The 14,885-nt window shown below is 35.5% G+C and carries 16 protein-coding genes and 1 pseudogene; 10 read left to right on the forward strand and 7 right to left on the reverse strand.

Features of this window, described 5'->3' with window-relative positions; genetic code table 11:
• Positions 1-53: 53 nt before the first annotated feature.
• The 7 genes from C0966_RS17275 to C0966_RS17305 form a co-directional block, all read right to left on the reverse strand.
• Positions 54-938, reverse strand: a complete 885-nt coding sequence (locus C0966_RS17275; RefSeq protein ID WP_274856989.1) for a ThiF family adenylyltransferase — start codon at positions 936-938, stop codon at positions 54-56.
• On the reverse strand, positions 935-1,894 hold the full coding sequence (locus tag C0966_RS17280; protein ID WP_274856990.1) for a hypothetical protein: 960 nt from the start codon (positions 1,892-1,894) through the stop codon (positions 935-937). The genes C0966_RS17275 and C0966_RS17280 overlap by 4 nt, the downstream gene beginning before the upstream one ends.
• Positions 1,895-1,914: 20 nt before the next feature.
• On the reverse strand, positions 1,915-2,631 hold the full coding sequence (locus tag C0966_RS17285) for a hypothetical protein (protein ID WP_274856991.1): 717 nt from the start codon (positions 2,629-2,631) through the stop codon (positions 1,915-1,917).
• Between the two features lie 16 nt (positions 2,632-2,647).
• The gene (locus C0966_RS17290) at positions 2,648-3,139 is read right to left on the reverse strand and encodes a hypothetical protein (RefSeq protein WP_274856992.1); all 492 of its coding nucleotides are present in this window, start codon (positions 3,137-3,139) and stop codon (positions 2,648-2,650) included.
• A gap of 11 nt (positions 3,140-3,150) precedes the next feature.
• Positions 3,151-3,483 (reverse strand): hypothetical protein, encoded by a 333-nt coding sequence (locus C0966_RS17295; RefSeq protein ID WP_274856993.1) that lies wholly within the window; start codon positions 3,481-3,483, stop codon positions 3,151-3,153.
• A gap of 42 nt (positions 3,484-3,525) precedes the next feature.
• On the reverse strand, positions 3,526-4,653 hold the full coding sequence (dnaN, locus tag C0966_RS17300) for a DNA polymerase III subunit beta (RefSeq protein WP_274856994.1): 1,128 nt from the start codon (positions 4,651-4,653) through the stop codon (positions 3,526-3,528).
• 74 nt (positions 4,654-4,727) lie between these two features.
• The gene (locus C0966_RS17305; protein ID WP_274856995.1) at positions 4,728-5,729 is read right to left on the reverse strand and encodes a Rad52/Rad22 family DNA repair protein; all 1,002 of its coding nucleotides are present in this window, start codon (positions 5,727-5,729) and stop codon (positions 4,728-4,730) included.
• Between the two features lie 491 nt (positions 5,730-6,220).
• Here C0966_RS17305 and C0966_RS17310 point away from each other — a divergent pair, with 491 nt between their 5' ends.
• The 10 genes and pseudogenes from C0966_RS17310 to C0966_RS17355 all read left to right on the forward strand — a co-directional run bounded on the left by C0966_RS17310 (position 6,221) and on the right by C0966_RS17355 (position 14,870).
• Entirely contained in the window at positions 6,221-6,460 is a 240-nt protein-coding gene (locus C0966_RS17310) for a helix-turn-helix domain-containing protein (RefSeq protein WP_274856865.1), read from the forward strand.
• Positions 6,432-7,856: a hypothetical protein gene (locus tag C0966_RS17315; protein ID WP_274856866.1), complete on the forward strand. Its 1,425-nt coding sequence runs from the start codon at positions 6,432-6,434 to the stop codon at positions 7,854-7,856. The genes C0966_RS17310 and C0966_RS17315 overlap by 29 nt, the downstream gene beginning before the upstream one ends.
• Positions 7,857-8,036: 180 nt before the next feature.
• Positions 8,037-8,330, forward strand: coding sequence for a DUF4258 domain-containing protein (locus C0966_RS17320; protein WP_274856867.1), 294 nt, complete (start codon positions 8,037-8,039; stop codon positions 8,328-8,330).
• A gap of 32 nt (positions 8,331-8,362) precedes the next feature.
• Positions 8,363-9,619, forward strand: a complete 1,257-nt coding sequence (locus C0966_RS17325; protein ID WP_274856868.1) for a DUF3854 domain-containing protein — start codon at positions 8,363-8,365, stop codon at positions 9,617-9,619.
• Between the two features lie 278 nt (positions 9,620-9,897).
• Positions 9,898-10,237: pseudogene (locus C0966_RS17330) on the forward strand (cupin domain-containing protein).
• 247 nt (positions 10,238-10,484) lie between these two features.
• On the forward strand, positions 10,485-10,901 hold the full coding sequence (locus tag C0966_RS17335) for a GNAT family N-acetyltransferase (RefSeq protein WP_274856869.1): 417 nt from the start codon (positions 10,485-10,487) through the stop codon (positions 10,899-10,901).
• A 198-nt stretch (positions 10,902-11,099) separates the two neighbouring features.
• Complete coding sequence (locus C0966_RS17340; protein ID WP_274856870.1) at positions 11,100-11,471, forward strand: hypothetical protein; 372 nt, start codon at positions 11,100-11,102, stop codon at positions 11,469-11,471.
• A 105-nt stretch (positions 11,472-11,576) separates the two neighbouring features.
• Positions 11,577-11,918, forward strand: coding sequence for a PrgI family mobile element protein (locus tag C0966_RS17345; RefSeq protein ID WP_274856871.1), 342 nt, complete (start codon positions 11,577-11,579; stop codon positions 11,916-11,918).
• On the forward strand, positions 11,918-12,817 hold the full coding sequence (locus tag C0966_RS17350) for a hypothetical protein (RefSeq protein WP_274856872.1): 900 nt from the start codon (positions 11,918-11,920) through the stop codon (positions 12,815-12,817). Before C0966_RS17345 ends, C0966_RS17350 begins: the two co-directional genes overlap by 1 nt.
• A complete protein-coding gene (locus C0966_RS17355; protein WP_425535963.1) occupies positions 12,777-14,870 on the forward strand; it encodes a VirB4 family type IV secretion system protein in 2,094 nt (697 codons plus the stop codon). The genes C0966_RS17350 and C0966_RS17355 overlap by 41 nt, the downstream gene beginning before the upstream one ends.
• Positions 14,871-14,885 lie beyond the last annotated feature (15 nt).

A 14,885-nucleotide genomic window follows, 5' to 3' on the forward strand; every position in this document is an offset into this window, starting at 1 on the left:
AGATAACAAAAAAGCCGATTTTTCCTATGCTCGGAAAAATCGGCGATTTTCATTTATTGTTGTTCCTGTAATTGAACCTCAGTCGAGCGCATATATCCCTTTTTCGCATGAAAAAAGGTGATATGTGAATAAATTTTATACTCTTCAACAATATGTGTCAGTATATTTGCTATTGACAAAGCCGCAAATTTATTGACAATCAATCTTTGTGGTTCCGAAGCAGATAATTCCGAACATGACAGTTCACTTGGCCTAATTTCATCATAATCTTCAAGAATGTCCGGAAACACTTCTGCAACAGGGGCCTGTTTAAATAAATTTAAACGTACACCCGTCACAACCTGACCGCTCCATCCACTTTGATGGTAGGACGTTAATTCCTCCTCTGTCCATCTTTCTTTTGGTCGAGTTCTCCAGTCATGAGGAACCTTTGTTGCTTCATTTCCAGCATCGATATACACGACTGTTTTCATCTGCATAAATAAAGCATGAATAATTCGTCGTGTGTAATTATTATCGACACACCCAATAATAATTGGAAGAAACAGCTTATTAAGCCGCTCGTTATCATCATACATAGACATGTATTCCATCGAAAAGAGTGAGCGTAAATGCTCCGTAGATTCAATATAAGAGTCGCTATAAGAACCTATATCAATGTCGTATGCAGCTGAATAACGACTTGCCAGTACATCTGCTTTTTTCAATCCCACTTCTTGCGGAAGAAATAATTGATTCCCTAAATTCTTTATCTCTATAACATCAGGGTCTGCAATTACATAAGCAGCCTTTGTTCTAGAGGTACCTAAAAGTTGCGCTATATGTTGGACTAGGTATCCTCCTGTACCTCCAACCCCAATTTGAACAATAAAAGGGAATATTCCCTTGTAATCATACCAGTTATCTTTAGCCGCTGTTAAAATGTTCACGCTGTTCATTCTATCACCACCTGGATTTTATTCATATCAAAATCCGGAAGAGAGGAAAACGGGTCCTCAAACACTAGGTGATAAGGAACAGAAACATGACCAACTTCTTCTGATATAAAACGGCGTACAAAGATTTCTGGAAATGGCTTATGCAAGCAACCTACAATGGCATAAGTCAATCCTGGCACACGCTCCGAAGCATTATCTTGCAATGAAGGGAGGGGAGGCATCATATGATGAGAATGGATTTCTAATATCTTTTTAGAATTTCCACCAATCCGTATGGCCATGTTAAATGAATCTTCATCAACTTCACACCAATAACGGTGTACTCTTTGCTGAGGCACATCTAAAAAGAAACGACCTTTTGTATCAATATATACGTCCGCATGAATTTCTAAATATTGTTCAGCATATAGACGTGCAAGAGCTATAAAATCTCGTAAAAGGCTGAATGGAATAGGAAAAGAAACGTCTTCAAAAATTGAAGACGTTTCTGTACAATTTCCTTTCTTTTTTGCTTTCATAAAAGGAATGACGATATTTTTATCTTTTATATAAACCATATCCGTCATATCCTTGACAAGCTCTGGATAGTCTTTTTCCATGCGCTTGCGAAGCAACTCGCCATCCAACGGCTTACGTTTAGTTCCCCCATCTTTTTTCTTAACTAATAGACCTTCAGCCAATTCCTCAGCAGAAAAATAAGTTTGTATTTCAATGGATTCACCAAAATAACGAATGATAGTATTTTCGTTAATATCGAAGACATCCTTTTCATTTTCCTTTTTATCTTTTTTATTCGACTCTGAATTGGCAGCCCTTTGGCTCTCCACTTGTTTTCGAAGTGCCTCTGCTTTACGAACTCGTTCTTCTTCCTCTCGCTTCTTTTGTTCTGCGTATTCATCCACAATATCAAACATTGAAAAAATATCTTGTTGTCCTTGAATAGCGTTTTTAGTCATTAAAATCCTCTCCTTAATAGTTATTTATTATTAAACAAATCCCCGAAAACTTTATTACTTGGCATTAGCCAATCATCTTCAAAAGATTGTTCTCTAATTTTTTCTATTAGTGTTCGGAATCTATTGATTCCGTGGGTTGTTCTAACTCCATGATCTTCGTTGAATGGAGCCGCCACAAACCATCGGAAAGCTCGCTCTAACTCAACAAGAGAATGAATATGAAGTCTCTCATTTTGCCCCCAACAGACAATCCCGTTACTTTTACTAACATTTGGATAAGGGAATGTAAACAGGGGAGTATCTTCTGTAACCGGTTGTCCATTATCCTGAATGGAATAGATTCGCATTTCAGAAATGCGGAAACCATTTTCATTCGCCGGCACAACAAGATACTGAAGTATCATACGCGGGAATCCAATTGTGAAAAATTCATCCTCTTCACCATATCGGATTTCCCACATTTTTTTATCAAGTACCATAGTCACACGCTGCTTGGTACCTGAATTGTTTCGAGAATATCGTATGGTTCCCCTCGGAAGGACAGGAGTACTATGTTCTTCGTCCCGCAAGGCATCCGCGTCATGAGCATTTTCCGGAGTTTGTTGCAATGCTGTGATAATGTCCTCCACTCGATAATAAAAAGGGCCTCGACGTACACCATTATCCCCTATTTGAAAGGCTTCAATGGGATATTCAGCATTTTTTGGTACATCTGTTAGTTCAAATTGCCACCTCATCTTGTTCTTCTCCTTTTCATGTTTGTAGAATCTCGATTAACACATATAAAATCTCTACAAGATTTACTGGACCATCGTCCTCATCCCAGATAACAACCACTCCTTTTTCAAGAGGCATGATTTCTGCAAAGCCGCTATAAAAGTCAATGCCTCCACCTAAAGAACCTGCTGGTACCTTTGAATGTTCAATCCGATCATCCAGTAAGACGAGAATGCCCCAACTATCCAATTGACTTTCATCGATTAATTTAAAGTCAGCTGCATGACACCAATAAGCTTTGTCCTCAACATCATCTTCCCCACTATATGGACCCCAGCACTCCACAATGGTGAATAAGGACTCCACAGTACGTAAAAAAATATCCCAGTCATACTCCGCTCCAAAATCGAAATTTGTAACGTAGTCAGGAAATTGCTTTACATCTACACCATTGTCGTATGCTAACTTCAGTAACATTAAGTTCTGAACGGTTCCTTTTAGTGAATAATAATCCTCATGAGTCTCCACGATTTTTCCTCCTACAAAAATAGAAAAGGGGAAGTAGGCCTTTGTTTCGGTAGCTTCCCCATTTTGTATATTTTTTCTGAAAGTGCCAGGATACGAGTGTAAGAGTGATTCGGATCAATAGCTATGTTTCCATCCGTATCTTCTCCGGAAAGCACATTATCCAACTCATGGTATACATTTACGATGTCTTCGAATAAAAACTTCGAAAAGTCTATACTTCCTGTACTTATCTGATTCTGAATCACCATGAGCACGTAATTCTGACCATATTGATCTTCAACAATCCTCTCTTTTTTTTCATCGATCATCTCGCAAAAAGTAGAAAAACTAAATTTATCTTTCATATAGATTACCTCCTAGAGAAAAAACGGGAAGATACTTCCCGTTTAAACTGTTCTAACTGGTAAGACAAGTTGGATTTCCTCAAAATCCGATTGACAAGGGGTTATTAAAAAAGGTCTCATATTCCCTTGATATTTAAAGTTTACTAAATCATCATCGATTGCTTTTAACGCATCGATCATGTACTTAGCAGAAAAGGAAATCGTAAAATCATCTTCACCAGTTAATTCTTCATAATCTACCACTTCGACTCCTTTACCAATTTGTGATTGGTGAGTAGAAATCGTTGCAACTCCATTGACATGAAGGTTCACTACGCCACCTTTGCCATTTTCCGCTCCATTGGCCAATCCACTGATACGGTCTAAACTGTCTAACAATTCTTTGCGCTTAATTTTCATTTCCGCTTTAAAATTGTTTGGAATCAAGCGTGAAGTATCAGGGTAATTGCCATCTAACAAGCGACTATAAAAGAATAGCGCACCATTCTTAAAAATCACTTGATTATCTGATTCACAATAAACACAGACATCTTCTTGTAAATCAAAGGTTTTGACTAATTTATCCAATGCTTTAGCAGGAATCACAAGTTTTAATGATTTTTCATTAGTGGTTTTTGTTTTAACTTGTCCCAATCTGTGAGAATCCGTACTGACAAGCGTCATACAATCTCCTTCTAATGACAGGTAAACCCCAGTTAATATTGGTCGAAGCTCTGAATCAGCAGCAGCAAACACTGTTTTCTTTATAAACGCATTGAAATCCGTTCCCTTTAAGTTTAGAGTAGGTTTTTCAATATCAAATGTTGGCAATTTCGGATATTCTTCTGGATCGAAAGTGTTCAAGCTGAATTCAGATTTCTTTCCGTATTTTATAGTCAAATTAAAATCGGTAAGCTTTATTTCCAGTTCTTTTTTCAGCTTTTTCGCAATTTCGGATACTTGCTTTGGAAGGACCGTTTTACCAGGCTTAACCACATCGACATTTTCTCCATCAACCGGTATATGGTAACGGAATGATTCTGTACCATCAGAACCAATTAATATGATTTCGTCTTGTGTAACTTCCATGAAAATCCCTTGAAAAATTGGAACACTGTGTTTAGCGTTTACCACTTTCTCTACCTTTTTTAATGAATCCGATAATAATTGGCTGTCAATTTTAAAATGCATGAATATGCCTCCTTAATGTTTTTAATAAAAAAACACAAAGAAGAAAAACTCCTTTGTGCTTTGCTCCCGCTTCATTAAGCAATTTGTTGAATATGTCCGTTTTTAAGGTCACCTTTTACCATTTGAACAATTTCTCTCACGTGGTCTGTGGTTACATGCGTAAAACAAGAGAATAAATTCTCAACCTTAACAGTTGGACACAAGATTTGTACATAATGAAGTACATCATCCAATGAAACTTTGTAATTGTTAGCGACTACTATTAAGTCATTAACCGGACGAAGAACACTATAATAAATCTTCATTTCTTCTTCAGTCGCTTTTTCAAAAACCTCTGCAAGGGAATTTTGTTTAATAGTAGGATTGATTTTCTTGAACAAAGACATAATCCATCCTGGATGCTCTGCCAATCCTGTATTCTTCAAATATTCCTGAATTGCTTTTACAGCACCCGGGCGATTAAACCCTTGTGACTGTTTATTTTGATTTCCTCTTTGCTGCTGTTGATTTTGAGCTCTACCATTTAAATTTTGAGATTGAGAACTGGAAGAAGATTGCATTCCAGTACGCTCATTCTCAGGTAAAGCCCAATCTGGTAACTGTGGTGGAATCCAATATCCATAAACCTTTTGCTTATCGTCTTTAATACGAATAGCACCCGGGCGACGCTCTGAAAAAACCTCAACAAAAGTTTCTTCTAGATTATATAGATATCGACCAATACCCCACTGAACAGCTGCTCGCTTCATTGCACTAGATAATCCACCCTTTAGCGATTCAAATAGTGTTTGCTCGGCTCCATCTGATTTACTAACCCATTCTCCGTCTACATAGCAAGAAATCGTACAAAGAATGCCTTGCATAAAATCTCTAAAGTCATTTTTCCAGCCTGCAGGTCCAAAAACTTCATCTAAACGATTTTGAATAGCCCTATTCGTCACGTATGCTAGTACCATAGCCCAAGGCTTTCCGTTTGTTATTCCGCAGCGACTAACACGCCATTCGATATCTTTTGAAGGAAATGGCGCTTTAAGTAAATTCATTACTTCCTCCATACTACAATCTTTTTTCTTCATAACAACAGCCCCTTAAAGTTTTTTATAACCTCTACCTCTCCAATTTTTTGCCTATAAACACAAAAAAACCTTTGAGGATTTGATAGTAAGATAGAGATAAACATTATTATGCTTATCTATCTCCCATCAACCTCAAAGGTTGTAGTGTTTGTTAGGTATCCGCTAATCCATGTTGGATTGCAAAAAAATTAAAAAGGAAAAAGATTATAGGAAAATTATACAATTCAATCCACAAAGTGACAACCTTTATTCAATATTTTCCTCTTTTCCTTTATTATTATGATGAAAGAGTTTTGCATTTCACTTGCGGGATTTATAGGAAAATTTAACATAAAATGAAGAGTTTTATAAAAATCTAGAATACCATTTCTTTTAACTATGCTATAATTAATTTAAATTTAAAATACTTAAAGCGACGACCGCTAGACCACTCTTATAAACAAAGGGTAGTTTTGCGGTTTTTTTGTTTATTAGTGAGAAAGGAGATATGAATGGTATCAAAGTTTAATGAAATCCAACTCTTGAACGATGCAGAACGACTCATCATTCTTCGAAAGCGGCTAAATTTAAGCCAGTTTCAGTTAGCTAAGGAATTGGGGATTAGTTCAAGTTATTTAGGACAAGTTGAAAGGGGAGAACTCTCATTTAGTCCTCACTTAAAGGCAAGGATAAATGATTTTTTGAAGCGGGAGAAAGAAATATATGAAAAAGATATATTTAGCAATATCTGAAAAGGAATCATCAGGAATAGATAATATCTTAAAAAAGAAGTTTCCTGAAAGCGAAGTGTTATTTCTAGAATCTAAAGAAAGAGTATTAGAAGCTATTAAATCCTCCTTCCAGATGATTATTTCACCCATCGACTGGATTGATATAGGAACAGTAGAATCAATCAAACCGGATGGAACAATTATTATTTTGGATCCTTCAAAAAGCGGTTCTTCTGTAGAAGGTGATCGATTATTTATCTATGATAATTTAGATAGATTTCGGATAGATATTCTTACAAAGGATTTAGAAAATGGAAACCTCCAGAAAAACAAAAATAAATCCTTAACCAAACAAAAAATAGAGAACCAAAATACTCAGAAAAATGATTTAACTCCTAAACCTCAGGAATCAAAAATAACTGAAACAAAAACTGAGAGCACTCCCAAAAACGAAACAAGCATCGTTATAGATGATAAAAATAGTTCTCAAGAGGAGGGGAATACAAGCAAACCGGTCAACTTAGAAGGCTATCCACATAAAGAAACAAAGGTAAAAAAAGAGGTTGTTCTTGGACCATTAGAAAGAACAGAGGAAATTATACAAAAGAATTATAATTATGATAGATGGGACGGAAATAAAATAATTGGTGTTTGGTCACCTCTTCCAGCTAATGGTGTTTCTACTTTTATTATTAATTTAGCAATCTTTCTAAATAAATACGACTTAAATATTGCAGTTCTTGAAACAATAAAAACAAGGCCAGTGTTGAAAAGCAAGCTTACCAAATTTAAGTCTGCTCCCGAAGGATGGATCTCTTTTTTTGAAGCTCTATATACAAAAGACTATAAACCAGAAAAAGTAAAATGGGTTTATAGAGGCGTTGATTGGTTGCCGCTCGGTAACAATGATTTGAAGGGTAAAAAATGGACCTCAGAAGATATTTCAAGATACATGCAAGTGTTAAAAAAATGTAATGTTGGACTCGTGGACCTGCCATCAGAAGTAATGCAGACATACACTCTCCAAACATTGGAACATCTTGATGAATTATGGATCATCGTTGATAACAGATACGATCAAACGTCAGAATGGATAAATCATATCTACGAAACACTGGGTAATTTTAATTTAGAGGCAAAACTTATTGTCACTCGATGCTATTCATTTGAACGAGCAGAAAGAATAGCAGAAGAGTTAGGATTCTCTTTGTTAACTACACTTCCTTCACTTGATTTGGAAATTCAAATCAACGAATCCGAAAACAAACCCTTGATTGATCACATAAATATCAAACGTCGACTATCACCATCATTCGAAAAAATTGCGGAGCATTTACTGGGTTCACATTATGAAAAATATAGACCTAGTTTTTGGAAAAGAATGAAAAAATTAATACCTATGGTTGATTCTGTTTAATTTGAAATGCTATGATGATAGTAATCTATTTTTTGTTTTTTGTTTTTGTGCTATCTGTTATGGATAAGCGGGATTCTTTCAAACATAGCGGTCTTTGGATCGTAGGAAGAGCTTGTTTTATTTGCTCATCACTACTTTCCATTGGCCGCTTTTTTTATTTATCTAATGGAGGTTAGAACCATGAACTTAAAAGAAATCAAAAAAATTTTAATGACAGGAAAGGGAAAAATTATCATTGGATCCCATACGAAAAAGCGTTTAATGAAACGTGGGTACTCCAAAGGGGACATTGTTGCAGCAATCTTTGATGGTGAAATTATTGAACGTCAAGGAGTAAACAAAGTAGCTATATCCGGCCGGGATAAAGACGAAAATCCTATTGTTGTCGTCATTGCAAAACAATCCAATTTGTCTTTTAAAGTGGTCACGGTTATGCCACCTATTGATCACCATCGTTTTAAAGATTGTATTTAACACGAATAACTTAAGAGGGGCTGATTTTAAGTATGAAACTCATGAGGAAAACAAAAATAAAAGGCTGGTATGAATATTATCGAACACCATGCCCTATTTGCGGTCATACTGGCGGTTGTATGACTCATGAAGAAGGTAACGTAGTAGCTTGTATACGAGTCGAAAGTGAAAGAAGCTTTTCTAAGAATTCAGCTTTACCAAGCTATTTACATTATCTAAACGGAAACAAAAAACAAAAAATTAACAAAAGTGAAGTAGAAGAATATCAAGGAAATCCGAAAAAAGATGTTTCAACTTTAAACGAAGTGTTTCGAACTTTCTTGGATTATCTTGAGTTAGAGGACGATCATTATCATCATTTAACATCTCCTTCCAGAGGGCTTTCGGATAAACAAGTTATGATAAGACAGTATCGTAGTTTTCCAGAAAGACCGTGGGAAGTGGTTAAAATGATGGAAGAAGAATTAGAAATTGATGATTTTACTGGAATACCAGGTTTCTATGTGAAGGATAATCAATATTGGACTGTAGCTGGCACTAAAGGAATCTTAATTCCATTCCGAAATCACTACAATCAAATAGTCGGTTTCCAATACCGCATTGATAATCCTCCTAATGTTGTTGAAATAAAAATTAATCGACCTGGTTTAAAGGCCCGGGTGAAAGAACAGCCTAATCTAGTTCAGGTTGCTTTCGATGGAGAAATTATCTTAGAAAAGAACATTAAACTTGGCAAAACGTGGACAACCATTATACATGATGGTGATATTAAAGGATGGGTAAGGGTAGTCAAAGGAAATCGTTATTATTGGTTAAGTTCGGCCAATAAACCACAAGGGACAGGTTCTGGTGATCCTGCACCGATTCATATAGCGATTCCTACCTCTAAACTTCAGAATTGGCAGAGTGGTACGTTATACAAAGCGAGAACAGTCTGGCTTTCTGAAGGTCCTTTAAAATGTGACATTGCTTCTGATTGTATTGAGAAACTTTATGATCCGCTTGAATTTGAAAACATCGGAACAACCTTTTTAGCTCTTCCAGGCGCTGGCGCTTGGCGATTAGCTATTCCTGTCATGAAAGAAATGGGTGTTGAGCAAGTGAATCTTTGTTTTGATGCAGATGCCGTTTCAAATCCCCATGTGAAAAAGCATTTAATGGAATGTGCAAAAGAATTAAAACAAGAAGGATTTAGAGCTAATCTAATTCTTTGGAATGAACAAGAGGCTAAAGGCATAGATGATTTGTTTCTTCAAAGAAAAATTCCGCACATTAAAAAGTTATTTTGACATTTTTTGTTTTATAATGAAAGAAAGTTCTTTCCTTTTAAAAAAGTTTTTTTAAAGTCATCTAGAGTATTTTTACTTTAGATGACTTTTTTGTTTTGGGTCAATTTTATCTTTCCTTATTTCCATAAAAGGGCCAAATTGCGGAATAAGAGAAGGATTTATTAGAAAGTGATTCAATTAAAATGAGAAGGAAGGATAGCGTAATAAAATTACAGTATAATTCAAGTGTTATGATGTCTGAGAAAAGCTCAGGTTTTAATTGATGGGGGGATATAGAAATGAAAATAAGTAAACACAATGCTGAACATTACAAATGGGGAGAGAATTGTGATGGATGGCATTTAGTGAAAAATCAAGATTTAAGTATTATTCATGAACGTATGCCAGCTAATACTTCTGAAATAAAACATTATCATCAACGCAAAACAATTTTTCTTTATCTTATCAGGTATAGCAACTATTGAAATAGAAGGTAAAGAGATTACTTTAAAGCCGAAAGAGGGAGTAGAAGTTCCTTCTTTGGTGGCACACCAAATGTTTAACAAGTCAAATAATGAAGTTGAGTTTTTGGTGATTTCTCAACCAACAAGTAAAGGTGATAGGGTTTTTGTGGACTAAATTTTTATTGAACTATCGGGCGCCTTTCTTAAATAAGAAGGCGTCCTTTTTGACTTGAGCCAGATTATGGAATAAAAGAAGGTATTGGTGAGAAGGAATTGGAGTTAAAAATTATGTTGTTAGCTTTTCAACAAACGGATCAAATAACGCAATTGCTGTAACCTTTTAAATACTAAAAGGTTATTCAAGATATTTATAAAATGGTAGAATAAGGAAATACAATATTTTATATTGGAGGGAATTCTAAATGGGTTATGAAATAATAGAGAAACTTACGAATGAACAGATTAAAGATTTACATACTTTATTCCAATCAGAATGGTGGACTAAAGGGCGTGATTTATCAGATGTTCAGCGAATGGTTGAAAATTCCGATGTAATTGTTGGTTTATGTGAGTCTAAAACTAAAGAACTTATTGGTTTTACGAGGGTTTTAACAGATTATGTCTATAAAGCATTGATTCTTGATGTAATTGTGAAGAAATCTTATCGTGGTAAGGATTTAGGGCGAATATTGATGGATACTGTCTTTGAACATCCTTCTCTAATAGGTGTGAAACATTTTGAATTATACTGTCGCCCAGAGATGTTGCCATTTTACAGGAAGTGGGGATTCACAGAGGATTTAGGTGAGCTACATTTCATGAGAAAGGTAAGAAATTAGTTAGAATCTCAAAGGAGTAAATATTTCCATAAATCTATTGACCGTATATATTTATTCTATTAATATAAAAACATACAAATAAATAGCTAACGGGAAGGCCCCGAGGAAACTATGAGAAAAAGAATGCTCTTTTAAAAGTATTCTTGCTTCATAGTTACCTCGGGGTCTTTTTGTGTTGCTTAAAAAGGAGGTGAACACATGAAAAAGGTGTCTTCAAAAATGATTATCTCCCTTCTTACCTTAACAGCTGTCTTTGCTTTCACATTTTTCATTTTCTCACCAGATGAAGCGGCAGCTGCCTGGAAAAAAGCGGGGATCACTCCATCAGGAGACCTTAAAGACAGTGGCATCTACACAGATCTTGATAATATTATCTACTTTATCATGGCTATCGGTGGTTTCTGGGTAATTGCTTGCTTAATCTTTGCCGGTATGCGATTATCGGCTGCTCAAGGAAATCCCCAAGCTCGTACTCAAGGTTTCATCGGATTAGCAATGAGTGCGCTAGGATTATTTATCATCGTAAAAGCCTACGATATTGCTGGATGGGTTGCAGGATTTGGAGATTAAAATAGTTCTTTTAAAATATCATAAGACTTTATTTCATAATTCCCCCTTAAATACCCCTCTATTTTAGAGGGGTTGTTTCAAACTAGCTAAAAGAAGGTGTTATTTATGAGGAAAGTAACTGTTCCGATTGATATGGCTTCAGAACAAAAGACTATTCTTGGGATTTTTTCTAAAAGACAATTGATCTATCTGGTTACTGGGGGAGCAATTCTTTATGCCTATATCCCTACTGTTTTCCAATTTTTCTCTAATCTTTTTGTAGGTTTTATTTTAAGCGTCATTTCAGCAATACCAATTTTAGCAGCAGTCTTTATTTTAGGATTTTTAAAAAAGCAAAAATTGCATTTGAATTACGATAAATATTTTCTAATTAAAATCGGATATAAAAATCAAATTGGGATATGGAGAAAAGGGAGTAAACCTAAAGACTGGATGGTGAATAAATAATGAAAGACCTTATTATCATGGGGACCTTCGCACTCATTCTTTATGTGTTTTATAAGATCATGATGAAAGAGCCTATTTTACCCTGGAAGGAAAAACAAACCACTGATTCTGCTCCGATGAATGTTAAACGGAAAAGTAAAAAGAAAAAACATGAAGTACAAATGGAACAGGAACCTCAGTTGTTTGAAGAGCTATTTGAAAATGTGAAAGATATATCGAATCACATGATTCGGTTTCATGATAATTCCTTCACCTTAATTGGTGAAGTTGAACCTGTAAACTACTTCCTAAAGAGCCAGGAGGAACAGGAAGCCATTGATGTTGTATTTGAAAGTTGGTTAGCAACAATAAACTATCCTGTTGGATTTTATTTACAAAATCGTTTCATAGATATATCAGAACCTATTGAAAACATGAGAAAAAACATGAAAAAATCAGAAGACCTTAACGAAGCTGCAATAAGTTTTGGTCAATCAATGATCGATGACCTCATCAAGTGGCAAACAGAAACCCCTAGATACGAAACAAAAAGATATCTAGTTTTTACCCATAAAGTAAATGTTAATGAAATAAATGCTGACTCAAAAGAAGAATTAGAAGAAAAGATTATCGAAAAAGCATTTTCTGAATTAATGAGACGACTAAATACCGCAAAGTCACAACTCAGAAAAGCAGAAATTAATATTTCACTGTTACCAACTGAAGGTATCTACGAATTGCTTTATTACACATTCAATCGACGGAAAGCAGTTAAGCAGCGATTTAAGGACATGGTCGAAAACGAAAAAAACGCTCTTTATGTTACCTCTGATCAATCAGATGAAAGAATAGAAGCTGTTAAGGAGGTTTTAGAAGAAAATGAAGGCAAAGCAGAAGGACATGAAGAAAGAGCAAGCTAAAAAATTTAAGAAAACTAAAGTTAAAGAACTATCTAAACAGACAAATTCCTCACAAGAACCGGATTATCAAATGGATACTAAACCTACTATGTGGGACATAATCTCTCCGGAGGGAATAAAAATAAACTCCGAAGATCATGGAATAATTAAACAATCCCTGGGATCAAAAACTTATTTCCGGCCAGTTTTTATCCCAAGAGACGGATATCCACGAAAAATGCAGACTAACTGGCTTTCCAGTCTAACTTCAAGTGGAGAAATTGACATTTTCATTGATGTGCACAAGGTAGGAAAATCAGATGCGGTTCGAACCTTACAAAGACAAATTACAATGCTTGAATCTAACCTCTCCTTTCAAACTAGAAGAGGGAATATTGACCAAATTAACGACTTAACCATCAAAATACGTGATACTGACCAATTAATGTCAGAAATACAATTTTCTGAGAATGATATGTACAACGTCGGAACAATGGCAATCTTATACGCCCAAAGTGAAAAAGAACTTAATCGATACAGTGAAGCTTTGGAAGATGAAATGGCCAGTATGTTTTTCTCCCTAGTTTCTGCATGGGGAAGAATTAAAAAAGGCTTTCGGAGTGTATTACCATTCGGAAAGAATGAAATCTCTGATTCTTTAAGAAATATTGACCGCCGTGCTCTTTCTACCTTTTCTCCGTTTATCAGCGGTAGCGGTAAATACATAGGTGGTGTTCCTATCGGTATAAATAAAATTACTGGCCAATTAGAATTTATTAATAGTTTTGGAAATGAAGATTACCGTCCTCAAAACTATAACATGTTTGTTGTTGGAACTTCAGGAAGTGGTAAATCCGTAACATTAAAACTTCTAATTTCCAGGGAACTTACAGGAGCAAACATTTATGCAAGATTAATAGACCCAGAGGGAGAGTTTGTTCGAATCACGAAACGATTAGGCGGTATCAATCTAAATATCAGCGAAGAAGAGGACATTTGTATTAATCCGCTTGCTATTAATTTCACGGATATTCCCCTTGAAGAAGAGGATGAAGAATTAGAACTTCTTGAAGACTCAGATGAACGAGAAATTGTTTATAAAGATGGAAAGAAATATATCCGCTTTGTTCCTCTAAGAGAAAAAATGAATGATATCTTGGACTTCTTTGATATAATCTGCCGGGGTAAAAATTCCGAAGATCGAGGATTAGATGTATTCGAACGTAACTATTTGGAAGAAGCTGTTCAATACATTTTCAACGAAAAACTAAAACTTACTACCCATCCTGATTCCCTGTTTGAGAATAAAGTAGTTCAAATAGATAACCAGCTGATTCAATCCAGAGTAAGAAAGCCTGAACCCACTATATCAGACGTATTCGAATATCTTAAAGCACACTTCGAAAAAGAACCTAAGGCTTTACGGCTTATCGCAGCTATTCGGCCATTTTTAAAAGATGGCTCAAAGCCGATATTCGATGGACAAACATACTTAGGAAAAGGAGTTACCCAATCCTTACACAATGCAAGGCTTGTGAATTTCAACATTAGTCAAATGGAGGAAGGTTTTTTACGCCCTATTGCTTATCACGTTATCCTTAATTACTTATGGGAACATTTTGTTAAGAACCTTGATAATGCTACGAAGAAGAAATTTGTTTACGCAGATGAAGCTTGGGCACTAATCGACAGTGATCAAACGGTAAGCTTCCTAGAAAAGATGGCTAGACGTGCTCGTAAACGGAATGCTGGTTTGCGATTAGCTTCTCAAGACTTTGTACGATTTGTTACGAATGAAAAGGCCCGGGGAATTTTACAAAATACCCATTCATACTTATTCCTACAGCAAAACAAGATCGATTTAAAAGCGATTAGAGAAAACTTTGACCTAAGTTCCGGGGAAATCGATATTCTTTTCGGAATGCCAGATAAGGGCGAAGGAATCCTCCGAATTGGAAAAAGCTCTGTATGGTTACAAACAAATCCAAGTGAAGAAGAATTATTCTTTATTGAATCAAACCAAGCGGTATATGAAGAAAAATTGAAACAGAAAAAATTTATGCAACAAAAATAAAGATAGAAAGGAGGA

Origin of the sequence: Bacillus methanolicus (assembly GCF_028888695.1) — a bacterium.
Classification (GTDB): Bacteria; Bacillota; Bacilli; order Bacillales; family Cytobacillaceae; genus Bacillus_Z; species Bacillus_Z methanolicus_B.

What these genes read in the sequence shown, in the direction of transcription:
- C0966_RS17275 (WP_274856989.1), bottom strand. Translation starts at nt 938, where the DNA reads ATGAACAGCGTGAACATTTTAACAGCGGCTAAAGATAACTGGTATGAT.
- C0966_RS17280 (WP_274856990.1), bottom strand. Translation starts at nt 1,894, where the DNA reads ATGACTAAAAACGCTATTCAAGGACAACAAGATATTTTTTCAATGTTT.
- C0966_RS17285 (WP_274856991.1), bottom strand. Translation starts at nt 2,631, where the DNA reads ATGAGGTGGCAATTTGAACTAACAGATGTACCAAAAAATGCTGAATAT.
- C0966_RS17295 (WP_274856993.1), bottom strand. Translation starts at nt 3,483, where the DNA reads ATGAAAGATAAATTTAGTTTTTCTACTTTTTGCGAGATGATCGATGAA.
- dnaN (WP_274856994.1), bottom strand. Translation starts at nt 4,653, where the DNA reads ATGCATTTTAAAATTGACAGCCAATTATTATCGGATTCATTAAAAAAG.
- C0966_RS17305 (WP_274856995.1), bottom strand. Translation starts at nt 5,729, where the DNA reads ATGAAGAAAAAAGATTGTAGTATGGAGGAAGTAATGAATTTACTTAAA.
- C0966_RS17310 (WP_274856865.1), top strand. Translation starts at nt 6,221, where the DNA reads ATGGTATCAAAGTTTAATGAAATCCAACTCTTGAACGATGCAGAACGA.
- C0966_RS17315 (WP_274856866.1), top strand. Translation starts at nt 6,432, where the DNA reads ATGAAAAAGATATATTTAGCAATATCTGAAAAGGAATCATCAGGAATA.
- C0966_RS17320 (WP_274856867.1), top strand. Translation starts at nt 8,037, where the DNA reads ATGAACTTAAAAGAAATCAAAAAAATTTTAATGACAGGAAAGGGAAAA.
- C0966_RS17325 (WP_274856868.1), top strand. Translation starts at nt 8,363, where the DNA reads ATGAAACTCATGAGGAAAACAAAAATAAAAGGCTGGTATGAATATTAT.
- C0966_RS17335 (WP_274856869.1), top strand. Translation starts at nt 10,485, where the DNA reads ATGGGTTATGAAATAATAGAGAAACTTACGAATGAACAGATTAAAGAT.
- C0966_RS17340 (WP_274856870.1), top strand. Translation starts at nt 11,100, where the DNA reads ATGAAAAAGGTGTCTTCAAAAATGATTATCTCCCTTCTTACCTTAACA.
- C0966_RS17345 (WP_274856871.1), top strand. Translation starts at nt 11,577, where the DNA reads ATGAGGAAAGTAACTGTTCCGATTGATATGGCTTCAGAACAAAAGACT.
- C0966_RS17350 (WP_274856872.1), top strand. Translation starts at nt 11,918, where the DNA reads ATGAAAGACCTTATTATCATGGGGACCTTCGCACTCATTCTTTATGTG.
- C0966_RS17355 (WP_425535963.1), top strand. Translation starts at nt 12,777, where the DNA reads ATGAAGGCAAAGCAGAAGGACATGAAGAAAGAGCAAGCTAAAAAATTT.